The organism is Bradyrhizobium cedriense (assembly GCF_054602315.1).
Map to the genome: position 1 here is coordinate 353,646 of NZ_JBTSWB010000001.1, position 22,773 is coordinate 376,418.

Annotated in this window: 21 protein-coding genes and 1 other RNA gene; 14 read left to right on the plus strand and 8 right to left on the minus strand. The window is 65.3% G+C overall.

Annotated elements, in window-relative coordinates; all coding sequences use genetic code 11:
* Nucleotides 1-29: 29 nt before the first annotated feature.
* Nucleotides 30-893 (plus strand): archaetidylserine decarboxylase, encoded by an 864-nt coding sequence (gene asd, locus ACYCVF_RS01765; RefSeq protein ID WP_459596834.1) that lies wholly within the window; start codon nt 30-32, stop codon nt 891-893.
* Between the two features lie 64 nt (nt 894-957).
* A complete protein-coding gene (locus ACYCVF_RS01770) occupies nt 958-1,518 on the plus strand; it encodes an NUDIX hydrolase (protein WP_459596835.1) in 561 nt (186 codons plus the stop codon).
* An 85-nt stretch (nt 1,519-1,603) separates the two neighbouring features.
* On the opposite strand, the gene ACYCVF_RS01775 is transcribed toward ACYCVF_RS01770, so the two are convergent.
* The 3 genes from ACYCVF_RS01775 to ACYCVF_RS01785 all read right to left on the minus strand — a co-directional run bounded on the left by ACYCVF_RS01775 (nt 1,604) and on the right by ACYCVF_RS01785 (nt 4,392).
* On the minus strand, nt 1,604-2,965 hold the full coding sequence (locus ACYCVF_RS01775; RefSeq protein ID WP_459597953.1) for a FecR family protein: 1,362 nt from the start codon (nt 2,963-2,965) through the stop codon (nt 1,604-1,606).
* Nucleotides 2,966-3,194: 229 nt separating this feature from the next.
* Nucleotides 3,195-3,968, minus strand: coding sequence for a DUF2147 domain-containing protein (locus tag ACYCVF_RS01780; RefSeq protein WP_459596836.1), 774 nt, complete (start codon nt 3,966-3,968; stop codon nt 3,195-3,197).
* Nucleotides 3,969-4,269: 301 nt separating this feature from the next.
* The gene (locus tag ACYCVF_RS01785; RefSeq protein WP_459596837.1) at nt 4,270-4,392 is read right to left on the minus strand and encodes a hypothetical protein; all 123 of its coding nucleotides are present in this window, start codon (nt 4,390-4,392) and stop codon (nt 4,270-4,272) included.
* Between the two features lie 149 nt (nt 4,393-4,541).
* On the opposite strand from ACYCVF_RS01785, the gene ACYCVF_RS01790 reads away from it, so the two are divergent.
* From ACYCVF_RS01790 to ACYCVF_RS01815, 6 genes are all read left to right on the plus strand, one after another.
* Complete coding sequence (locus ACYCVF_RS01790) at nt 4,542-5,756, plus strand: extensin-like domain-containing protein (RefSeq protein ID WP_459596838.1); 1,215 nt, start codon at nt 4,542-4,544, stop codon at nt 5,754-5,756.
* 244 nt (nt 5,757-6,000) lie between these two features.
* Nucleotides 6,001-7,299, plus strand: a complete 1,299-nt coding sequence (locus ACYCVF_RS01795; RefSeq protein ID WP_459596839.1) for a M20 family metallopeptidase — start codon at nt 6,001-6,003, stop codon at nt 7,297-7,299.
* Nucleotides 7,296-8,135 (plus strand): ABC transporter permease, encoded by an 840-nt coding sequence (locus ACYCVF_RS01800; protein ID WP_459596840.1) that lies wholly within the window; start codon nt 7,296-7,298, stop codon nt 8,133-8,135. Before ACYCVF_RS01795 ends, ACYCVF_RS01800 begins: the two co-directional genes overlap by 4 nt.
* Before the next feature lie 22 nt (nt 8,136-8,157).
* On the plus strand, nt 8,158-9,168 hold the full coding sequence (locus tag ACYCVF_RS01805; RefSeq protein WP_459596841.1) for a taurine ABC transporter substrate-binding protein: 1,011 nt from the start codon (nt 8,158-8,160) through the stop codon (nt 9,166-9,168).
* A gap of 60 nt (nt 9,169-9,228) precedes the next feature.
* On the plus strand, nt 9,229-10,584 hold the full coding sequence (locus ACYCVF_RS01810; RefSeq protein ID WP_459596842.1) for an amidase family protein: 1,356 nt from the start codon (nt 9,229-9,231) through the stop codon (nt 10,582-10,584).
* Nucleotides 10,585-10,656: 72 nt separating this feature from the next.
* A complete protein-coding gene (locus ACYCVF_RS01815) occupies nt 10,657-11,400 on the plus strand; it encodes a Crp/Fnr family transcriptional regulator (RefSeq protein ID WP_459596843.1) in 744 nt (247 codons plus the stop codon).
* On the opposite strand, the gene ACYCVF_RS01820 is transcribed toward ACYCVF_RS01815, so the two are convergent.
* Nucleotides 11,401-11,742 carry a DUF6665 family protein gene (locus ACYCVF_RS01820; RefSeq protein WP_459596844.1) on the minus strand — a complete coding sequence of 114 codons (342 nt, stop codon included), beginning with the start codon at nt 11,740-11,742 and terminating at the stop codon, nt 11,401-11,403.
* 45 nt (nt 11,743-11,787) lie between these two features.
* Nucleotides 11,788-12,423 (minus strand): TetR/AcrR family transcriptional regulator, encoded by a 636-nt coding sequence (locus tag ACYCVF_RS01825; protein ID WP_459596845.1) that lies wholly within the window; start codon nt 12,421-12,423, stop codon nt 11,788-11,790.
* A gap of 194 nt (nt 12,424-12,617) precedes the next feature.
* Here ACYCVF_RS01825 and ACYCVF_RS01830 point away from each other — a divergent pair, with 194 nt between their 5' ends.
* The 3 genes from ACYCVF_RS01830 (at nt 12,618) to ACYCVF_RS01840 (ending at nt 17,959) form a co-directional block, all read left to right on the plus strand.
* Nucleotides 12,618-13,952, plus strand: a complete 1,335-nt coding sequence (locus ACYCVF_RS01830) for an HlyD family secretion protein (protein ID WP_459596846.1) — start codon at nt 12,618-12,620, stop codon at nt 13,950-13,952.
* 191 nt (nt 13,953-14,143) lie between these two features.
* A complete protein-coding gene (locus ACYCVF_RS01835; RefSeq protein WP_459596847.1) occupies nt 14,144-15,730 on the plus strand; it encodes a DHA2 family efflux MFS transporter permease subunit in 1,587 nt (528 codons plus the stop codon).
* Nucleotides 15,731-16,162: 432 nt separating this feature from the next.
* Entirely contained in the window at nt 16,163-17,959 is a 1,797-nt protein-coding gene (locus tag ACYCVF_RS01840; RefSeq protein WP_459596848.1) for an ABC transporter ATP-binding protein, read from the plus strand.
* Nucleotides 17,960-18,071: 112 nt separating this feature from the next.
* Here the strand turns inward: ACYCVF_RS01840 and ACYCVF_RS01845 are convergent, their stop codons facing one another.
* Nucleotides 18,072-18,815: a sulfite exporter TauE/SafE family protein gene (locus ACYCVF_RS01845; protein WP_459596849.1), complete on the minus strand. Its 744-nt coding sequence runs from the start codon at nt 18,813-18,815 to the stop codon at nt 18,072-18,074.
* A 226-nt stretch (nt 18,816-19,041) separates the two neighbouring features.
* Between ACYCVF_RS01845 and ACYCVF_RS01850 the strand changes: the two genes are divergently transcribed.
* Nucleotides 19,042-19,305 (plus strand): hypothetical protein, encoded by a 264-nt coding sequence (locus tag ACYCVF_RS01850; RefSeq protein ID WP_459596850.1) that lies wholly within the window; start codon nt 19,042-19,044, stop codon nt 19,303-19,305.
* Nucleotide 19,306: 1 nt separating this feature from the next.
* Here ACYCVF_RS01850 and ACYCVF_RS01855 read toward each other — a convergent pair whose 3' ends face one another.
* Complete coding sequence (locus ACYCVF_RS01855) at nt 19,307-20,677, minus strand: aminotransferase-like domain-containing protein (RefSeq protein ID WP_459596851.1); 1,371 nt, start codon at nt 20,675-20,677, stop codon at nt 19,307-19,309.
* 78 nt (nt 20,678-20,755) lie between these two features.
* On the opposite strand from ACYCVF_RS01855, the gene ACYCVF_RS01860 reads away from it, so the two are divergent.
* Nucleotides 20,756-21,184 carry a DUF983 domain-containing protein gene (locus ACYCVF_RS01860; protein WP_459596852.1) on the plus strand — a complete coding sequence of 143 codons (429 nt, stop codon included), beginning with the start codon at nt 20,756-20,758 and terminating at the stop codon, nt 21,182-21,184.
* Nucleotides 21,185-21,250: 66 nt separating this feature from the next.
* Nucleotides 21,251-21,964: an alpha/beta fold hydrolase gene (locus ACYCVF_RS01865; RefSeq protein ID WP_459596853.1), complete on the plus strand. Its 714-nt coding sequence runs from the start codon at nt 21,251-21,253 to the stop codon at nt 21,962-21,964.
* 245 nt (nt 21,965-22,209) lie between these two features.
* Here the strand turns inward: ACYCVF_RS01865 and rnpB are convergent.
* Nucleotides 22,210-22,685, minus strand: an RNA gene (rnpB, locus tag ACYCVF_RS01870) — RNase P RNA component class A.
* Nucleotides 22,686-22,773 lie beyond the last annotated feature (88 nt).

Sequence of the window (22,773 nt, forward strand, 5' to 3'; positions counted from 1 at the left end):
AAGCGCTAACCCTGCGAGCTGACAGATTCATGACAGTCAAAGCCCTCATTGCCTCTTTCACCCAGCAGGAAGACCTCAACTTCCTGTTGACCAACCGCATCCCCCGCGCGGCCCTGACCCGCTTCATGGGCTGGTTCTCCAAGGTCGAGAATCCGCTCATCCGCAACTTCTCGATCGCGTTGTGGAAGCTGTTCTCGGACCTCGATCTGTCGGAGGCGCGCAAGACCCACTTCAAGAGTCTGCACGACTGTTTCACCCGGGAGCTCAAGCCGGGCTTGCGTCCCTTTGATCCCGACCCCTCCATCGTCGCAAGCCCGTCCGACGGCATCGTCGGAGCCCACGGCAAGATCGCCGACACCGAGCTGTTCCAGGTCAAGGGCGCGCCCTATTCGCTGCTCGACCTGCTCGGCGATTCCGCGCTGGTCGATCAGCACCGCAACGGCTCCTTCGTCACGCTGCGGCTGACCTCGAGCATGTACCATCGCTTCCACGCGCCCTATGATGCGCACATCGAACGGGTCACGCTGATCCATGGCGACGTCTGGAACGTCAACCCGATCGCGCTTAAGCGCGTCGAGCGTCTGTTCTGCAAGAACGAGCGCGCGGTGATCCGCACGCACCTGTCGACCGGCGAAGCGGTGACACTTGTGCCCGTTGCGGCGATCCTGGTCGCGAGCATCCGCCTTCACTTCCTCGACATGGTGCTGAACGCGCAGACGAAGGGGGCGGTCAATTTCCCTTGCGACGTCACGGTGGCCAAGGGCGAGGAGCTCGGCTGGTTCGAGCACGGCTCCACCATCATCATCCTCGCGCCCGGCGATTTCAACTTCTGCGACGGTATCGCCGAAGGCACGCGCATTCGCGCAGGCCAGGCGCTGCTCGGAAGAAAATAGCCTTCAATCCGCCGTCGGCGCTGGCTATATCCTCTATCGGGGACGACGATATTGGATGTGAGCGATGGCGCGGGCGCCGGTCATGGCGGCGGGTGGTATTGTGCTGCGGCGCGGCTCTGCGCCGCTGATCGCGGTCGTGCGCCAGCGCAAGCGCAACGAATGGGTTTTGCCCAAGGGCAAGCTCGATGACGGCGAGACGCCGAAGGAAGCGGCGCATCGCGAGGTGCTGGAGGAGACCGGCCACGCGGTTGTCGTGCACGAATTCCTGGGCACGCTCGTCTATCAGTTCGGGCCGCGTGCCAAGGTCGTGCATTTCTGGCGGATGGAGGCTCACGGCGAGCCGGTCCGCAAACTGATGAACGACATCAAGGCGGTCGACTGGCTGACGCTGGACGATGCGATCGGGCGCCTCTCGCGCGAATATGAGCGCGCGTTCCTCACGCAGGTTGGTCCCATCGCGCTCGCGGCGACAGGGCTGGCGCCCGCGCCTGAGCCGGCGCCGCTTCGCGCCGACGATATCGACGCGGCCTCGCAGACTTTGGCGCCGGCTGAAGCCGCCTCGGTCGACGAGCTGAGACAGGGCTTGCTGCATAAGGTGAGGGCTTGGCTGCGCGGCGCGGCGTGAGCGCGTCTCGAACTACGCAGATCGACGTTGGCCTCGCCCTTCGAGGCGCTTGCTCAACAAGCTCCTCCGGCGAAGGGCGGGGCCGTCACCGCCGCTCTCTCTCCGTCGGAGCGGGCAGCGGTCTGCGCGGCGCCGCGGGACGCTGTGCGGCGGGAAAGCGCCGCTGGAAGCCGCCGGGGCGCTGCATGCCCGGCACGTGAGCCGCGGGCGTCTGGCCCGGCTGCATGCCGGTGCGCGGCAGTTGCGGCTGCAGGCCAGGCTGTTGCGGATGAGTTGCGCCTGGTTGGGTGCTCTCTCCGCCGCGTGGCGCGCCTGCTGGGCGACGTGCGCCTTGCTGCTGTTGCCCTCTCGGCTGCTGAGCCTGACCGGCGCGCTGGCCGCCGGGCTGCACCGCGCCGCCTTGGCCCTGCCGCTGCGGCGGCCGCGCGCCTTGCCGGTTTGGCGTACCCGGCTGCTGCTGCCCCGGACGCATGTTCCGACCGGGCTGGCCGTTCGGTCGCTGTTGTCCCGGCGGCGTATTCGGCCGCAATTGCTGCTGCTGCGGCTGGACCGGCCGCGGAATGCGGCTGAGCGCGCCCGGATTGGCGCGGCGGAAGTCGCGCTGCTCGGTGACGATCTGCCGGCCCGCGGTCTGCGCCAGATGGACCTGGCCGACGAAGCCGCGGTCGCGCGCGATCTGCTGCGGCGGAATGACGATCGGTACTGCCGCAAAGCGCATGACGCCGGCGCCGCCCGCACCCGGCCGGATCGCAAAGCCGCTGGATGCCTGCGTCAGCGCGCCGAGCCGCGCGCCGCTGGTGCGGTCGTCGACATCGATATGGCCGACCCGGCCGTCGGCGTCGGGATAGAGCTTGATGTTGACGTTGCTGGCCCTGCTCGCCGCCGCGCCTTCCGGCACCTCGACGACGCCGGTGGTGCCGCGGATGCCGAGCGTCGCGGTCGGCGTCGTGATCTTCATGTCGCCGGTCTTCGCCACCGCTGCCGCCACGAAGGCAACCGTGCCCTTGCCGACGTCGAAGATCGCTGCGTTCTGCCCGCCGCCGTCCTCGTAGACGTAGCTGTCGATCGTGATCCTGGCGCTGGCCGAGAGATTGAACGTGGTGGCGTCGTTGAAGGTGATGCCGAGCGAGGAGTTCGACGAGGTCTGTACCACGTCGTTGAGATAGATGTCGTCGCGCACGCGCAGCGGATACGAGTTCTTGTCGCGGATCACGGTCGCAATTCCCGTCACCGTCGCGACGTTGCCGATCGGCTCGACCACGGCGGGCTGTGCCTCTGCAGACGGCATCGGTGAGGCCGATGGCGTCGGGGAGGGGGTGGGTATCGGCTGTGCCTGCGGCTGCGCCTGGGCGAGTTCGATGACCTCGGATGCACAAGCCATGCTGCTGCCTGCCAGCGGCAAGGCCAGCAGGGCGAGCGCGAACGCGAAGCGGCGCCAAGCCACCAATGAAGTCACGAGGAGGTCCCGATGAAGAACGCGAGGCGAGAGCTGAGGATTTCAGCCGGGCGCAGCTGAATGGCGCATGAACATGCGTCCGGGCGGAAGATGCGAACGTTCGGACGCCGCGCTGTGCTGGGTGGATGGGACTGGGGGATCTCAATAACGTCGTGCCCGGGACGAGCCCCGGGCATGGCGAACATTTGTGCATGCTCCGCGATGTGACGCGCGAGGCGCGTCAGCTCACGCGCTTCCAGGTCTGGCCGCCGCAGAACATGCCGCCGAAGGCGCAACCCTGCACGCGCATTGCGTTCGGTCCCTTCATCGCGATGGTCGAGTCGTACTTGCGCCCGGAATCGGGATCGTGGATGCGCCCGCTCCACTTCGAGCCGTCGGGCTTCATGTTGATCAGGATGCGCGCGTTGGTCTTCTCGGCGTAACCGCACAGATTGGCGCCGCACTGTTCGACGCGGACATTGCCCTTGTTGCCTTCGGTCGCCCACAGGCCGATCGGCGAGTTCGGCACCGCCACGGGCGCGGCGGCAACCGGAGCCGGGGCTGGCGCGGGAGCAGCGGCGGGAGCGGGCGAGGCAACCGGAGCAGGCGCAGCAACGGGCGCAGGCTGGGTGTTGTCGACGCCGACGGATGGAGCGGTGGCGACAGTCGCGGCCGGGGCGGCGGGAGCGGCTGCCTGGACCGGCGCCTGTGGCACGGCCTGCTGCGGCACCGGAGCCGGCGCGGGCTGCGCCGTCGTGGGCGCGGGAGCCGGCGTGGTGTCGGCGTCGTCCTCCTTGGAGCCGCCAAGGCCCTTGAGGTTGATGTCGTTCAGCTTGATCGGCTTGTCCGACAGGCCCGGCGCGACGATGGTCACGCAATTGAGCGAGGCGCAGTTGCGCGGTGTCTCGATGCGGATGCGCTGGCCTTCGATCTGGAACGAGATCGAATTGCCGGCATGCGCGACAGCGGTCGACGCGAGGAAGAGCGCAGTGGCGACGATGGAGAGCTTGCTCATGACAACCTCCGAATTGCGTGGTCCTGATATGGACTGATCGCTGGTGGATGAAGCGTGGCTCGACCCTACGCCAGGGTGCTCAGGCGTTCCGTGATGGGCGTCACAACGAAAGCGCTGGTTTGGGTGAGGCAGCGCACATTCAGCCGTGGTTGCTCTGCGTCTGGTCGACATGGGCTCACTGGCGTGAGGGAGCTGTCTCCACGAGCGCAACCGCGCGAGGGCAGCCTCCCTCAGCCGTCGCGTTTCACGGGCCACGTCTCCTGCAATGGGAGACGGCAGAACAGCTTGCGTTGATGAGCCGCTAGATCATGCCGAGCACGATGGCGCCGACGAAGGCCATGGCGAGGTAGGCGGTGATAACGCTCAGTTTGCCGGCGAACGTCATGAAGTCGCTCCCGCTGGTCGCGCGCTTTGCCGCAACCATTATGGTTAACAGAGAGTCTCCTCGCGGAAAAGTCAGTCTTGCTGCCGCTCATCGCTGGCCGACCGCCAGCGAGCGCGGCCGCCATGGTTAAGGAAGGCTGAAATCGACACGTTGAAGAGTCTTTAAGTAAATTCACCGAACGTGCGTGCATGACGCGCGGAGTTCGTTTGTATCTAGTCGGCTCCATCGTCCTTGTTTCGCTCGCGGGTTGCGGTCGCGGCTTCTTTCAGGCCGAACGTGAGCCGTGGCGGGCCGAGGCGGAAGCCGCATGCCTGAAATCGGGCGCGGTGAAAGAGGGTCCGGACCTCGTCCGGATCGACCCGATTTCGGGCCCTGGCCAGTGCGGGGCCGAATTTCCGCTCAAGGTCGCTGCCATCGGCGAGGCCTCCAGCACCTATGGCTTTGCGGACGAGCAACTGCGGCCGCCCGGTAGCATCGGAAACCAGCCGCGTTGGCCGGTGACGCAGCCGCGGTCGAATTATCCGCAGAGCCAGAATTATCCGGCATCGTCCTATCCGTCGCGGTCGAACTACCCTGAGAGCGCGGTGCGCCAACCGTCGGGCTATGGCGCCTCTACTGGACCGATGCCGCTGAATGCACCTGGTGTGGCGCCGCAGGAAGACGAGATCGATCTTCCGCCCGAGGGCACCGATGCCGCGGGTGCCTCGCGCTACATGAATGCGCCGAGCTATCCGGCGCGGCCGGCCGGTCCCGCCCCTTACTCGCAGGCGCCCTCGCAGCAACCGCTGCCGCGCCTTGGTCCGGGGCAAGGCAATTCGGTCACCGCCGTCGGTCCCGTCGCCATCAAGCCGACCGCGACGCTGGCTTGTCCCATCGTCTCCGAGCTCGACCGCTGGCTCGCGGATACCGTGCAGCCTTCGGCCATGCGCTGGTTCGGCGTCCGCGTCGCCGAGATCAAGCAGATCTCCGCCTATTCCTGCCGCGGCATGAACGGCAATTCGCGCGCGCACATCTCCGAGCACGCCTTCGGCAATGCGCTCGACATCTCCGCCTTCGTGCTCGCCGACGGGCGACGCGTCACCGTGAAGGACGGTTGGCGCGGAGTGCCGGAAGAGCAGGGATTCCTGCGCGACGTGCAGGCGGGCGCCTGCGCGCATTTCACCACGGTTCTCGCGCCGGGGTCCAACGTCTTCCACTACGACCATATCCACGTCGATCTGATGCGCCGAGCCAGTCGTCGCCTGATCTGCCAGCCGGCCGCGGTCTCCGGCGACGAGATCGCCGCGCGTGCACAATCGCGCAGACCCTATGCCAACGCGCGCGATCCCTCCGTCACCGGTTCGCTGGGTACGCGGAAGAGCATGACGCACAAGCGCGAAGAGGACGAGTACATCGACGAATAGGCGCGTGCGCCGGATCAGGAGGGGCCGTCCGCCCGCTGCGGCTGGTCTGTTCAGACAGCGCTGTGTCTTTGGCAAAGCGCAGCTGACGCGCAAAAATTTGCGCGGTTGCGGTTTCCATCCAAGCCATTGAATGACAATCGCTATCCGCGCCCGGAAGGGCTTCCCCGACGGTTGGCACAGTCGCTGCAATGAAGGTCCTGCAACGAAGCGGCGCGGCCGGCGCCGTGAGCCAGCGGAACCCACCATGCAGATGCCTGTCACCCCGCCTCACTCCGATCTTGAGCAGCGCGTGCTGTCGCGCATCACGGAGGAACGCTGGCTCGACCTTGCATCGGAACTGATCCGCACCGGTCAGCCGCGTTCCGGCAATCCACTCGATCCCGACCTGCCGCCCGCCGAGGAGGAGGCAATCTCGATGCTGGTCGCGGGCAAGCTCGAAGCCCTCGGCATGGAGGTCACCAAGCACAGTGCGCAGCCGCACCGGCCCAACGTGCTCGGCGTGCTGAAAGGGCGGGAGGGCGCGCCGTCGCTGATCATCAACGATCATCTCGACACCTATCCGGTGGTCGAACCCGAGAAATGGCACATGACGGATTTCGATCCGTTCAAGGCGACGCGCCATGGCGATCTGCTCTACGCGCGCGGGACCTCCGACACGCGAGGCAATCTCGCCGCATCGCTGCTCGCGGTTCAGGCCCTCATCGAAGAGGGCGTGACATTCGATGGCACCTTGATGTGCTGCTACACCGTCGACGAGGAGCGCAACGGCACCGAAGGCTCGATCTACATGCTCAACAAAGTCGGCCTCACGGCCGACTACGAGATCACGGCCGAGCCGACCGCCTGGGGTGACGTCAGTAAAGACTGGGGCATGAACCTCTCGGTGGCCAATTCCGGTCACTGCCTGGTCGAGGTCACGGTCGAGGGCATCAAGTCGCATATCTGGCGCCCCGACATCAGCGTCAACGCCATCATGGAAGCGGGCAAGCTGCTGCCGAAGCTGAAGGAGCTGGCGTTCACGCACGTGCCGAGCCAGTTCATGGGACACACGCCGCCCTGCTGCTCGGTGGTGCGTATCCGCGGCGGCCTGCCAGGCGAGATGCAGTTCTCGCCCGATGCCTGCACGATCACGCTCGCGGTGGTCGGCATCGTGCCCGGCATGACGCTCGCCAGCGTGATCTCCGACATCGAGCGGCTCGGGCAGGAGACATTCGCGGGCGTCAATGACGTCAAGGTCGGGGTGCGCCAGGTACCCGGCTCGCTGTTCGTCAACGCGACCGAACCGGTGCCGGTCGAGGAAGAGCCTTGCCGCTCCTTGCGCGCAGTCTATCGGCGACTGATGGGACGCGAGCCCGGCGTCAATCGCAAGAATGCCTTCAACGACACCATCCGCTTCCGCGAAGCCGGCATCAACGCAGTGACCTTCGGTCCAGGCGAGGACGGCTGGGCCGTCGACAACGAAAACATCTCGATCACCAAATCTGTGATGGCGACGCGGATCTATGCGCTGACCATCATGCAGATCCTGGGAGTGCGCGCATGAGCGTCGAGGCAGGTCCCATGGCCATTCCGATTTCGGCCGATCGCACGCGGCGTGGCAGTATGCCGCTGCCAACTGTCTCGCGATCGTTGCTGCTCTCGACGCTCACCGTCGCCATGCTACTGGTCGCCTGGGCCATCGTCACGGAGATGGGCTGGGCCAACGAACTGTTTCTGCCGAAGCCGCAGGCGGTGTGGGCCGCATTCGTCAAGACCATGACGAAGGGTTATCAGGGCGCCACCCTGCTCCAGCATCTCGGCGCCAGCCTCTACCGCATCCTTGTGGCCTTCGCGTTGGCTTGCCTCGTCGGCATTCCGCTCGGCGTTTTCATGGGCGTATCCAGGAATGCACGTGCGTTGCTCAATCCGCTGATCGAGTTTTATCGCCCGTTGCCGCCACTCGGGCTCTACACGCTCCTCGTGATGTGGCTCGGCATCGGCGAGAGCTCCAAGCTGTCGCTGCTGTTCCTTGCGGGGTTGCCGGGCATCGTGATCTCGACGATCCAGGCCGTCACCAGCGTCGATCCCGTCTATGTGCGTGCCGCGCAATCCCTCGGCGCAGCGCGGCGCCACCTGCTCCTTCACGTCTATCTGCCCGCAGCGGGACCACTGATCCTCGCGGGCATGCGTATCTCGCTCGGCTTCACCTACACCGTCCTCGTCGCCGCCGAGATCGTCGCGGCCTCGGCCGGCCTCGGCTGGATGATCTGGGATGCCGCAAAATTCCTGCTGTCCGACGTGGTGATCATGGGCCTGATCGTGCTTGGCCTCACCGGCGTCGTGCTCGACCTGACGATGCGCGGAATCGCCAAATTGCTGATGCCGTGGGCCCGAACCTGATCCTGATCGAGGAGAGATCGATATGATGAAGAGACTGATTGCGACTCTTGTTGTTTCCACGTTGGCGCTCACGGCCACCACGCGCGCCGAGGACAAGCCAGCCAAGGTGACCGTCGGCTATCTGAACTTGGTGAACGCGCAGCTCGTCACCAAGCATCTTGGCCTGCTCGCCAAGGAGATGCCGGGTATCGACATCAAGTACGTCAAGGTCGGGGGCGGCGGCGACATGCTGCGCGCGATCGCCGGCAACGACGTCGATTTCGGCGGCCTCGGCAATCCCCCGACGGCGATCGGTGCGACCCGGGCGCTGCCGATCAAGGGTATACTGGTGATCAATCTGCTCGACTATGTCGAGTCGATGGTGGTTCGCAGCGACAAGAACATCACCTCGCTCAAGGACCTCAAGGGCAAGACGGTTGCCGCGCCGTTCGGATCGACGACACATTATCTGCTGTTGCAGGCGTTGAAGAACGAGGGTGTCGATCCCGCCTCGATGAAGATCATCGATCTCGCGCCGTCGGACATCGCGGCCGCCTGGCTTCGCGGGGACATCGACGCTGCATGGTTCTGGGAGCCGAATCTGGACAAGGCCGTGAAGAACGGCGGCAAGATCCTCATCACCTCAGGCGAAATGACCAAGCGCGGCTATCCGACCTGGGACATCGGCGTTGTCATGAATGCGTTCGCGGAGAAGTATCCGTCCTATGTCGAGAAGTTCATCAAGGCCGAATGCGAGGGCATCGACTTCTGGCTGAAGAACCCGGAGAAGACGGCCGAGATCATTGCAGAGGAGCTGTCGCTGCCGCTACCCGACGCGACGCGGATGATGAAGGGCACCGGCATGGTTCCTTGCAACCAGCAGCTCACCGAGGAGTATCTCGGCACAACCGCGAAGAAGGGCAAGTTTGTCGACACGCTGATTTCAACCGCCGACTTTCTGGTGAAGCAGGAGCGCCTGCCGAAGCTGTTGCCGCGTGCCGACTTCGAAGCCTTCATCCAGCCGGCCTATCTCGAGAAGGTGGTCGGCCGCTGAGGCACTTGCCGGCGGGCTCGTCCCGCCGGCACCTCCGATTCACATCAGCACGTGACCGATATGGATATCTCGCCTCGCCATCTCCGCGCCGCCTATCGCAACGGTGCGCTCAAGCCGTCAGACGTTGCCGCGCACGTGCTGTCGCGCCTGACGGATGCCGACCAGAGCGGCGTCTGGATATCGACGGCGGAGCCCGAGAACGTCATGGCTGCAGCGCGCGCGCTCGATGCGCGCATCGGTGAGATCGACGGCCTGCCGCTCTACGGGCTCGTCTTTTCGGTCAAGGACTGCATCGATGTCGCGGGCGAGCAAACCACGTCGGCCTGCCCGGAATTTGCCTATGTCGCGAAGGATACGAGCCCGGTGGTGGCTGACGCCATTGCGGCCGGCGCGATCTATGTTGGCAAGACCAACATGGATCAGTTCGCGACCGGCCTCGTCGGCGTCCGTTCGCCTTATGGCGTCGCACGCAATCCGCACAATCCGGACTACATTCCCGGCGGCTCCAGTTCGGGCGCGGCAGTGTCGGTGGCAACCGGCACGTCGTCCTTCGCGTTCGGCACCGACACCGGCGGATCGGGCAGGGTGCCTGCGTCCTATTGCGGCGTCGCCGGCTTCAAGCCGGCGCCGGGTGCCTTCAGCCAGCGCGGTATGGTCTATGCGTGCCGGAGCTTCGACACCATTTCGATCTACACGCGCGATCCCAGTGACGGCTACGACGTCTATCGCGTGCTGGCGCGGCGCGATCCCGCGGACTGCTTCTCACCGGTGGATTTCGCCGGCTGGACAGAGCAGGCGTCCCCCGTACGGCCGCTGAAGATCGCAACGCCACGCGTCGACCAGCTCGAGTTCTTCGGCAACCCGGAGACGGAGAGGCTGTTCGCAGATGCGCTGCACAGGCTGCGACAACTCGATCTGCCGATCGCGCCGGTCGATTTCGCGCCGTTCACCTCGATCAACGATCTGATGTTCTTCGGTCCGTTCCTCGCCGAGCGCGATGTTTCGGTCGGTGCATTCCTCGACGCCCATCCCGATGCAGGCGTCAAGATCGTGCGCGATCTCGTCCTCGGCAGCCGGAAGTTCTCCGCCGCCGATGCCTACCGCGCACTCTATGAGGTCAAGGACGTCCAGTGCATGCTTCGCGATTTCTGGGACGCGCACGATGCCCTGGTCGTGCCGACCGTCGGCACCATCCTCAGCATTGATGATGTGGCGCGCGATCCGCTGACGGCCAATTTCAACAACGGCTACTACACCAACTACGCCAATCCGCTCGGGCTTGCCGCGATCGCAGTCCCGAATGCAATGACCCGGGCCGGTGTGCCGTATGGCGTCACGTTCCTGGCGCCGGCCGGTCGAGAGCGCCTGCTCGCCGACCTCGCCTGTGCGTTCACGGCTGCGGCGGCCATGCCTTGAGCAGTCGCGCCGCGTTGCATTCCGACCGGAGACCTCCTAGCCTTCGAGCCGTCACTTCGAGGGAGACGGATCGTGGGGCGCGGTCATGCGCATGAGGTCGGCGATCCAGGTGAGCCGTGCGCGGAGGTGCAAAGGTCCGGGACCGGACGTTACGTGCTGAAGGCGTTGGACAAGCCCGATCTGGACCTGGTGATGCGGACCGGCAGGTTGGCCACCTACCAGAACCGCGAATACCTGCTGCGGGAGGGCGAGCCCGCCAACGGCATCCACGTCATTCTGAGCGGGATCGTCGAAAGCACCCATGCCGGCACGCAAGGGCGCGAGTTGATGCTGGCGACCTGGGAGGCCGGTGACTTCGTCGGCGCCCCCTACATTCTCGGCGATCACCGGCATAGCTGGTCGGCGCGCGCGCTCGGCCGGGTCGAGGCGCTGCATCTCGATCAGGATGCGATCCGCCGGCTGATCGCGCAGTCGCCCTCGTTCGCAGTCGCGCTGATCGAGTGTCTCGGTTTCAAGGGCGAGACCTATTCGATGCTGGCGCAGACGCTGGCAGGGCAGAAGGCCGCGGAACGGCTGGTGCTGCTGCTGGTGAAACTATGCGAGAACGCGGCGCAGGACGAGAACGGCCCCATCTCGCTCGGACGCATCACGCAGGCCAATCTCGCGCGCATGATCGGCGCGACGCGCCAGTCGATCAGCCTGATCCTCAACCGTCTCCAGGACGAGGGCATCATCTCGACCGGTGCGACCAAGATGGTCGTCAATGATCTCGCCGCGCTGAGGAAGCAGGTGAGCGACGAGCGCGCGCCGCCGTAGTCATGACGAGTCTCGCTTCGACGGCGCTGGAGGCAGTCCCATGCACCGCTGCACCTCGCCTGGGACGTTGTAGGTCCGCATGATATGGCGGCTGTCGCGCAGGCCCGAGGCCTCGCGCTGGACCACGAACATCCAGAGCGCATGGCCGGCTTCCATCACCAGCTTGCGCCTCGCCGGCTGCATTGAGGTCGGCACCCCAGTGGCTGCATGGGCAGCGTCGAACTCACGCAAACGCGCCAGCGCCTGCTCGAGTGCGCGGCCCATTCGTCCAAGCGCCGAGGCCTGTTCCTGGACGATCTCGTAGTGGAGGATGTCGACCGGCGGACGAAGATCACGAGACATGGTCTCGATATATAATGCCGCGCGCCCCGTGTGCGCAACGCGCTGCTACTTCGCCTTATATGCCGCCAGGAACATTCGTGTTGCGCTGTCGATCACCTCGGTCATGCGCTGTTCCGAAGGTGCGGGCGCGGCCTGCAAGACGAAGGGCAGGAAGAGCGAGGCTTTGCACAGTTCCATGAACTGCGAGGCGGCAAGATCGCAGTCGTCGATCTCGAGATCGCCGGAGGCGACATGGGCTTTGAGATAGTCGGAGAGGCGGTTGATGGTCTTGTCCAGCACGCGCGCATAATAGCGGCGGCCGACATCGGGCATGCGCTCGGCGATCGCCATCACGGTGCGGATCGCCGATCCGCCGCCGGGGCGGCACAGCAGATGGATGTAGGCCCGGCCGAACTCCCTCAGCGTGGTCTCGGCATCCCGCGCAGGATCGAAATTGAACACGACCTGGCCGTGCTGGAGCGCCTCCTGTTCGAGGATGGCTTCGAACAGCGCGAACTTGTCGGCGAAGTAGACGTAGAGCGTGCCCTTGGAGACCTGCGCGGCGCGGGCGATCTCGCCCATGCTGGCGCCATCGAAACCCAGATCCATGAACACCTTGCGGGCACCCTCCAAGATCTGGCGGCGCTTGGAGCTGTCCTCCTCTTGGACGATGTGCAGATGTTCGCCGGCAGCTACAACCATTGGTTTAGGGTCTCGAAAGGTTTTATGATTGGATGAGGACCGTGAAACCCGAATAAAGAATTCGCGGCAGTACAGTCCTCTTGGGCACATTTGTTTATATTGACCGAACGGTTCGGTCAATGATATTTGGAATGAGCGAGAGGAAGCCGGCTGCGCAGCGGTCGTCCTTGGTCGCGATTTTGGGGAGGCCTTTCATGGCCATATCGAGAGACCAGACGGCTCGCGTCCTCCGCCAGGAAGCGGTTGAGGACCAGGCGGGCGGTGATGCGGCGTCCGAGACAGCCGCACCCGTTGCCGAGCAGTTGCGCGCTCATGTGGCCGAGGAAACGAAGCGTTCGACACCCGCGGCGCCGGAGAAGCCGGTGACCGACAAGCCGGCCGCACCCGCGCCAGACTCGCCCGCCGACGGTGCGCCCAAGTCCGGTAAGTCCGGTGCGTCCAAGTCCGGCAAGCGCAAATTCGTCCTGATGGGCCTGGGTCTGGTGCTGGCGCTCGCGGCCGCGAGCTACGCCGGCTACTACACGCTGGTCGGCCGCTTCTATATTTCCACCGACGACGCCTATGTCCGCGCCAACAATACCATGCTCGGCGCGCGCGTTGCCGGCCACATCGCTTCGATCCTCGTCGGCGACAACACGCCGGTGCGTGCCGGCGACATCGTCTTCCGCATCGACGACGGCGACTACAGGATCGCCGTCGAAGCCGCCGCGAGCAAGATCGCGACCCAGCAGGCCACGATCGATCGCATCGGCCGCCAGGTCGCCGCGCTCGACAGCCAGGTCGCGCAGGCCAAGGCGCAACTCGTTTCCGCCGAAGCAGGCCTCAAGCGCGCCGACCTCGATTATGAGCGCCAGCAGGCGCTGAGCAGCAAGGGCTTTGCCTCGCGCGCCACCTTCGAGAGCTCGGAAGCCGGACGCGATCAGGGCGCCGCCGCGGTCAAGGCCGCGCAGGCCGCCTACAACGTTGCCCTCAGCAATGTCGATGTTGCCAAGGCGCAGCAGTCCGAGGCCCAGGCGCAGCTCGCCGAGCTCAAGACCGCGCTCGCCAGGGCCGAGCGCGACCTGGCCTTCACCGCGGTGCGCGCCCCCGTCAACGGCACGTTCTCCAATCGTCTGGTCAACACCGGCGATTTCGTCGCGGTCGGCCAGCGTCTCGGCAACATCGTGCCGCTGGACGACGTCTATATCGACGCGAACTTCAAGGAGACCCAGCTCAAGCGGATTCGCCCCGGCCAGCCGGTGACGATCAAGGTCGATGCCTACGGCATGCGCAAGTTCTCCGGCGTCGTCGACAGCATCGCGGCCGGCGCCGGCTCGGTGTTCACACTACTGCCGCCGGACAACGCCACCGGCAATTTCACCAAGATCGTGCAGCGCGTGCCGGTCCGCATCCGTGTGCCGAAATCGGTGGCGAAGCAGAACCTGCTCCGCGCCGGCATGTCGGTCTACGCCACCGTCGACACCAACAAGGGTGCTGCCGACGCCGACAGCGAAGTCGATCTCGACGATCCCGCGGTCCATCCGCAGTAGGATGCGGTGATATGAGTTGCGCTGTAGCCGCAAATGCAGGTGCGCTCTCTCTCCCGCGTGCGGGAGAGGGTGCTTCCGCAATGGGGCAATCGCCTGGAGGAGAAAGCCCTCACCCGCGCCTTCGGCGCGACCTCTCCCGCAAGCGTGAGAGGTGTACCCAACTCGCAGCTTGCTTCAGCCCGAGCTGACATATGGCCGACGCCACCACCGCTTCACCGGCCATGGCTGCCGATCCCGCTTCGGAGCGCATCGCGCCGAAGCGGCTGTTCGCGTTCATCATCATGGTGTTCGGGATGTTCATGTCGATCCTGGACATCCAGATCGTCTCGGCGTCCCTCAGCGAGATCCAGGCCGGCCTGTCGGCGAGTTCCAGCGAAGTCTCCTGGGTCCAGACCGCCTATCTGATCGCCGAAGTCATCGCGATCCCGCTGTCGGGTTTCCTGTCGCGCGCCTTCGGCACGCGGATGCTGTTCGCGATCTCGGCGGCGGGATTCACGGCCGCGAGCCTGCTCTGCGGCTTTGCCAGCACGATCGAGGAGATGGTGCTCTGGCGCGCGCTGCAGGGCTTTCTCGGCGCCGGCATGATCCCGACGGTGTTCGCCTCGGCCTATACCGTATTCCCCCGCTCCAAATTCCACATCGTCGGTCCTATCATCGGGCTAGTCGCGACGCTGGCGCCGACCATCGGGCCGACGGTCGGAGGCTACATCACCGACGCAATGTCGTGGCACTGGCTGTTCTTCATCAACGTCGTGCCGGGCATCGGCATCACGCTCGGCGTGCTGGCGCTGGTCGATTTCGATGAGCCGCATCTCGAGCTGCTGGACCGCTTCGACTGGTGGGGCCTGATCTTCATGGCCAGCTTTCTCGGCACGCTGGAATACGTGCTGGAGGAGGGCCCGCAATACGAGTGGATGCAGGACACGTCGGTCGCGATCTGCGCCTGGATCTGCGGGATCTCGGCGATCGCCTTCTTCTGGCGAGTCTTCACCGCGGCCGAGCCGATCGTCAATTTGCGCACTTTCTCCGACCGCAACTTCGCCGTCGGGTGCACGCTGCAATTCTGCATCGGCATCGGCCTCTACGGCCTGACCTACGTCTATCCGCGCTATCTCGCCGAAGTGCGCGGCTACAGCGCGTTGATGATCGGGGAGACCATGTTCGTCTCCGGCATCACCATGTTCCTGGTCGCGCCGCTGGTCGGGCGGCTCATGGCGAAGGTCGACATGCGCTACATGATCGCGTTCGGGCTGATCGTTTTCGCGCTCGGCTCCTACCAGATGACCTGGATCACGCGCGACTACGATTTCTACGAGCTGCTGGTGCCGCAGATCCTGCGCGGCGTCGGCATGATGTTCGCGATGGTCCCGACCAACAACATCGCGCTCGGCACGCTGGCGCCGGAACTGGTCAAGAACGCCTCGGGCCTGTTCAACCTGATGCGCAATCTCGGCGGTGCGGTCGGACTCGCCGTGATCAATACGGTGCTGAACAATCGCACGGATCTTCACATCGCGCGCCTCCAGGAGCGGGTGACCTGGGGCAACGCGACCGCGACCGAAACCCTGAGCATGTTCATGCAGAAGTTTCAGGGCCTCGGCGATGCCACGCTGATGGCGATGAAGCAGCTTTCACAGCTGGTGCACCGCCAGGCCGTGGTGATGAGCTTCGGCGATGCCTTCTTCGTCCTGGCGCTGTTCTATCTCGGCCTCAGTCTCCTGGTCGCGCTGCTGAAAAAGCCGCCTTCGCCGTTCGGTGCTGGCGGTGACGCACATTAACGCGGCACGCTCGGCGTCGTCGCCGCAAGGACTGGATGCCCCCGGCCGCGTCAGGCATGACGGCCCGAAGCGGGTCGAACCAATTTGCAACACTCGTTCGTGATCTCGCGCGCGCCCCGTTGCAGATCGCAAAAGACACATCTATAAGACGCACCTCATTCAATCGAACCGGGGAGAGATTTGCATGATTTCGTCGCATTCGCAGATCGTACGCCCGCGCTCGATGATGATTTCGATGATCGCCTGGCTCGGTATGTACGCGGCCTGTTAGAGGCCTCTTCCGCCAGCTTCGATTGGGCCAAGGTTTCGACCCGGCGTCCCGATCGCTCCACCTCCCAAGTCAAAGTCAGTTTTGAGTGACGCCGTTCCGGCCTTCGTGGCCGGCCTGCGTCCATCGATGGAGCCGGCCCGCGCGTGCGGCCGGATGATGCCATGACCGCTCTGTCCAAGAAACCCGCTGCCATTCGCGTCGTGCTGCCCTTCGTATTCCGGCACTGGCTGAAGCAGCCCGGGCGCGGCCTCGTCGTGGCCGGCGGCCTGCTGGGTGCGACCATCGCCGACCTGTTCATGCCGGTGTTTTCGGGCCACCTGGTCGATGCGCTGACGCGCGGCCCGACCGACCCAGATGCGCGTCATGCGGCGCTGGTGGCGTTCGGCGCCATCGTGGCGCTGGGCGCGGCCTCGATGGTGCTGCGGCTCGTCGGCCTTCAGGCGATCGTGCCGTTCACGCTGAAGATCATGTCCGATGTCGCGCAGGACGCGTTCACGCGCGTGCAGCGCTTCTCCACCGATTGGCACGCGAACTCCTTTGCAGGCTCCACGGTGCGAAAGATCACGCGCGGCATGTGGGCGCTCGACCTGCTCAACGACACCATCCTGATGGCTCTGGCGCCGTCGCTGCTGGTGCTGGTCGGCTCGATGATCCTGATCGGCGCGCACTGGACCTCGCTCGGCCTGGTGATCGCGATCGGGGCGATCTTCTACGTCGCGATCACGGTGGTGTTCTCGACGCGCTACATCGCGCCGGCGGCGCGCGTCTCCAATGCCTGGGACACCAAGGTGGGAGGCACGCTGGCGGACGCGCTGACCTGCAACGCCGTGGTGAAGTCGTTCGGTGCGGAGGCGCGCGAGGACACGCGGCTCGCCCGTGTCATCAACCGCTGGCGCGTGCGCGTGCGTCGGACCTGGTATCGTTACAATTACACGACCATGTCGCAACTCGCCCTGCTGCTGTGTCTGCGCGCCTCCGTGATCGGCGGAGCGGTGCTGCTGTGGATGTCAGGTCACGCCTCGCCCGGCGATGTCACCTACGTGCTGACGAGCTACTATGTCATCCACGCCTATCTGCGCGACGTCGGCATGCACATCAACAACCTCCAGCGCTCGGTCAACGACATGGACGAGCTGGTGGCGATTCATGACGAGCCGATCGGCATCGCCGACGCGCCTGACGCGCGGCCGATCATGATCGAGGGCGGCGAGATCGTGTTCGACGACGTCACGTTCCAGTATGGCGGCCACCGCGCGCCGCTGTACGACGGCTTGTCTGTCAAGATCCGCGCCGGCGAACGGGTCGGCCTGGTCGGCCGCTCCGGCTCCGGCAAGACCACCTTCGTCAAGCTGGTGCAGCGGCTCTACGACGTCACCGGCGGCCGCGTGCTGATCGACGGGCAGGACATCGCGCACGCCACGCAGCAATCGCTGCGCAGCCAGATCGCGATCGTGCAGCAGGAGCCGATCCTGTTTCACCGCTCGCTCGCCGAGAACATCGCCTATGGCCGGCCCGGCGCCAGCCTGGAGGCGATAGAGCAGGCGGCGCGGCTTGCGAACGCGCACGACTTCATCCTGCGCCTGCCCAAGGGCTACGGTACGTTGGTCGGCGAACGCGGCGTGAAACTGTCGGGCGGCGAGCGGCAGCGCGTGGCGCTGGCGCGTGCCTTCCTGGCTGATGCGCCGGTGCTGATCCTGGACGAGGCGACCTCGAGTCTCGATTCGGAATCGGAGGCGCTGATCCAGGAGGCGATGGAGCGGCTGATGAAGGGCCGCACCTCGATCGTGATCGCGCACCGCCTGTCGACGGTGAGAAGCCTCGATCGCATCCTGGTGTTCGACCGCGGCGAGATCGTCGAGCAGGGCACGCATGCCGTGCTCGCAGGCAAGCAAGATGGCGTCTATCGCGGCCTGTTCGAGCGCCAGGTGGTGGAACTCGGACAGATCGCGGCGGAGTGAGGCGCCGGCAGCGGGGCTGCCGGCTGCCCTAAGCTTGTAGCCGTTTCGTCGCGAATTCGGGGGGCGGCCGGCATTGAAGCGCGATGACGGTTCATCCCAATTTCATCGCGCTTCAATGCGTGCCGACACTATTCCAGACGAGGCCGAGGCCCGACAGGAACAACAGGCCGAGCACGACATCGCCGAAATGCTTGTCGCTCAGTGCGCGATAGACCCGGGCGCCGGCCCATGCGCCGATCAGCGTGCCCGGAAACGCGACCAGTGCGAGCCAGACCACCTTGAAGGCGACGAGGCCGGATGCGGTCTGCAACGCCAGCGCAGTCGCGAGCACCGTGAAATTGAACAGCTGGAAGATGCCGCGACGCTCGTGCTTGTTCCAGCCGCGGATGTTGGCCCACAGGATCGGCAGCGGCCCCGACAGTCCGGCGAGGCCGCCCAGAATGCCGCCGGCAAAGCCGATCGCACCGTCGGCGATCCTGCCGCCGAACTTGATCGCGAGCGGCTTCTTGTTCAGATACAGCGCGCTCGAAAAGATCAGGAGCAGCACACCGACGCTCAGCTTGAACACTTTTGGATCGGCCGAGGCGACCAACATGGTTCCCAGCGGCACGCCGATCAGTCCACCGATCAGGAACGGCCAAACCAGCGAGAGATCGAAGCTCTTCCACATCGAGGGCAGCGTCGAGGTCTGTGCGATCACCGAACAGATCAGCACCAGGGGCACCGCGAGCGAGGGCGGCAGAACGTAGAGCCAGATGCCGAGCGCCATCAACGCCGTGCCGAACCCGGCCAGCCCCGAGACGAAGCCGCCGGCCAGCGCTCCGAACAGCAGCAGGACGTAGGTAAGCGTGTCCAACGGATCATCCTCGTCGCAAGGGACGATCCCGAATTGTTGATCGCCATCGCCCGCATAGAATGCCTGCTGCCGTGCAGGTCAATCCATGCTGCACGCAGGCGTGATCTGCGGTGTCGGGCTTTTGCGGAAGACATGCCCAGATGATGGCCGTACTTCAATCCTGGGGCTGCCGGCGCGATCGCCCGCTTGGAATCGTCAGTCCTGAACGCGACGATGGAGAATGACCATGACCCGCGCCGAAATTGCCGCTGCAGCCGCGCTGTTGGCGGTGGCGTTGACGCCGACAATGGCCCAGGCTCAGTTTTCCGAGCCCGCCGCCTATCAGGCCGCTCATCCCGACCGCGACGTTCTGAATGGCGGGCAGCTCACGCCTGCGGCGCGCGCGGCTCTCGGTCGGCAGGGAACGCCGGGCGATGCGTATGCAGCGCAGGCCTATCCGTCACCTGTGACGCCGGCCCCGCGCTCCGGCCATCGCCGTCACCGTCGATGATCTAGACGATCTGCCTGGTGTCGGCAGACCTCTGCAGCGCGCCGATCAGGATGCGCAATGCTTCCGTCAATTCCGATCTGTTCCGCGCCGCCCCCAGCGAGACACGTGCCGCGTGCGGCGGTGTCCCGTCGACCGTGAAGGCGTCGCCGCCGACGACCGCCAGTCCATTCCGCAGGAGATGTGCCGCGACATCGGGCCTGCCCTCAGGCAGCCGCAGCCACAGATGATGGGCGGCGGGCCCGGCCAGGAACTGAAAGCCCTTCAGCGTGCGTCGCGCGAGCTGCTGGCGGCCGACTGCCTCGTTGCGGATGGCGGCGATGATGCGATCGGCAATTCCGCTTTCGATCCAATGCGTCACCAGCGCGACCATCAATGGCGCCGGCATCTGCACGGTCGCCTGCAAGTACGTGCGCATGTCCCGCTGCGCGCCGCTGTCGGGTGTCACCAGGTAGGCGACCCGCAACGCCGGCGCGATGCATTTTGACAGTGTGGTGGCGAGATAAGTCCGCTCCGGAATGAGGCCCGCGATCGGCGATGCCGAGCGGTCGAGCGGGCCGTAGGCATCGTCCTCGATCAAGATCGTGTCGGCATCTCGAATGGTCTTTGCGATGGCGCCGCGCCGCTCGGCGGAAAGCGTTGCGGTGGTTGGATTGTGCAGGGTCGGAATGAGATAGACGGCCTTTGGCCGGTGCACGCGGCACGCCTTTGCCAGAGCATCTGGAAGGATGCCGCCGTCGTCCATGGCGACGCCGACGAGCTTGACGCCGAGCCGTGCGGCGGCGGCCTTGATGCCGGGGAAGGTGAGTGCTTCCGTCAGCACGATGTCGCCGGGCCGCGCAAGGTGGGCGAGCAGGTTGAAGAGGATGGTCTGAGCGCCGGGGAAGATCACCAGCTTGTCGGCCTGCACATGCGGAACGCGTGCGCGCATCCAGCGCGCGGCGATCTCGCGCTCATGCATGCTGCCGCCGGGCGGCTGATAGTTGAGATACGCCGTCAGGCCTGATTGCGCGCGGATGGCTTCCAGCCCGGCGATGATGCGCTCGTCGAGCTGCGCCTCCAGCGGATGCGGCGGCACGTTCATCGAGAGATCGATCGCGACGGGATGCGGCAGGTCGACCGCGCGGCGCGCGCTGGTCTCCGACACGAACGAGCCCTGTCCGACCCGGGCTTCCATGATGCCGCGTCGCCGCGCCTCGGTATAGGCGCGCGTCACCGTGGTGAGGTCGATGCCAAGTGATTTTGCGAGCGCGCGCTGCGTCGGCAGTTGCTGGCCGCGCACGAGCCGGCCGGCGGCAATGTCGGCCTCCATCGCATCGACGATGCGCTGGTAGCGCGGGCCGCTCAGCTCCGAGATTGTAGGGGTCCAATCCATGCAATTTAGCCCCATATCCTTTGAATGTATGGATGCAAGATATTATTGTATGGATCGTTGAAAAGGAAGAGGTGGGTTATGGCGACGGTCTCTCTGGCAAAGGCGATGTGGCGCGGTTTCAGCGGCAAATGTCCGAATTGCGGGGAAGGGCACATGTTCGGCCGCTTCCTCAAAGTGGCGGACACCTGCGACCATTGCGGCGAGGAGCTGTTCCATCAGCGCGCGGACGACTTTCCCGCCTATCTCGTGATGGTCGTGGTCGGCCATCTCGTGGTCCCCGCGATCCTCGCCGTCGAGACCGCCTATGCGCCGCCGGAGTGGTTGCAACTCGCGGTGTGGCTGCCGGTGACGTTGTTCGCCTCGCTCGCATTGCTGCAACCGACCAAGGGCGCCATCGTCGGCCTGCAATGGCAGCTCGGCATGCACGGTTTCGAGGCGAGCAAGCTGCGGCGCGAGGCCGGTGAGCTTGCACCGGTGCTGGTGAAGGCTGATACGCGCGCGGCCTGAGCGGCGTTTACATCGCGCGCCCGGCCGCTACACTCCATCGCACCAACAAGAACGATGGAAACGCCGATGGCCGCACGCGCGAAGACCTTCCTGCTTTGTCATGGCGCCTGGTCCGGCGGATGGGCCTGGAAGAAGATGCATCCGCTGATGGCGCAGGCCGGCCACCGCCTGATGGCGCCCACCTATACCGGGCTCGGCGAGCGCGCGCATCTCGCAAGCCTTGTGATCGATCTGGAAACGCACATCCAGGACATCCTCAACGTCATCGCCTTCGAGGATCTCAGCGACATCGTGCTGCTCGGCCACAGCTATGGCGGCATGGTCGCGACCGGCGTCGCCGACCGCGCGCGCGAACGCGTGACGCAACTGATCTATCTCGACGCCTTCGTGCCGCGCGATGGCCAATCGCTATTCGATCTCAACGAGGGTGGCCGCGAGCCGATGCGCAAGGCGGCCGCTGCCGGCGACGGCTATCGCATCCCGCCGAATCCGCCGCCGCCGGACACGTCCCAAGCCGATCTCGACTGGCTCAATGCACGCCGCGTCCCAATGCCGATCAAGTGCTTCGAGACCAAGCTGAGGCTCGAACACGGCGAGCCGGCGATGCCGCGCAGCTACATCTATTGCACGCGCATTCCGCCGGGCGATGTGTTCGGGCAGTTTGCGCGGCGCACGAAGAACGAGGACGGCTGGCGCTATGTCGAGCTCGATGCGAGCCATGCGCCGAATGTCACCGCGCCGGAGGCGCTGATAGGCGTGTTGGAGAAGATCGTGGCGTAACTCTCACCGTCATTCCGGGGCGTGCGCAGCACGAACCCGGAATCCATTCCTCCACGTTCCCTGCGGCTCGATGGATTCCGGGTTCTCGCTTCGCGAGCCCCGGAATGACACTGGTGAATAGCTGCGCGATCGGCCCAAAATGGTGAGGGGTCCGATGCGTTGGCACCGAACCCCTCGTCGCTTCCTGAGCAAGCCGCGTTCTCTTGACGCGAACCGGAAACCCACTTCGCTCGAAAACGCTTTAGAGTATCAGCCGGCCTGTAAGCCGGGTTCTGTAGGGCACCGTCCGCTTGCGCGAACGATACGTGACGGCCATTCCTCTGGGACTGTGTTTGCACACGGCCTCGAGCAACCTACCCGGACGGCGGGCCTGACATCGCCCCGCGGCGTTATCGCTTTCGCGAACGGCCCGCTATGCCGCCCCTATTCGGTTTTGCTCCCGGTGGGGTTTGCCATGCCGGCTCCGTTGCCGGAACCGCGGTGCGCTCTTACCGCACCTTTTCACCCTTACCCGTCTATGCAGCTTGCGCTGCTACGACGTGACAAGCCTGGGCTTGCCTCGCCGAAGCCCAAAGGGCGAAGGCGGGCGGTTCGTTCTCTGTGGCACTTTCCCTGGGGTCACCCCCGCCGGACGTTATCCGGCACCGCATGTCAAGGGAGCCCGGACTTTCCTCCCCGGCGGCCTTTCGGCCCTTGCCGGAGCGGCCGTCCGGCCGACTGACGGCCTACGCATGGGGCATTTGTGACGGTTTCGTCAAGCCGATATCGCGACGCACGCTTCGCCCGCGAATAATTTATCCTGAGGATGT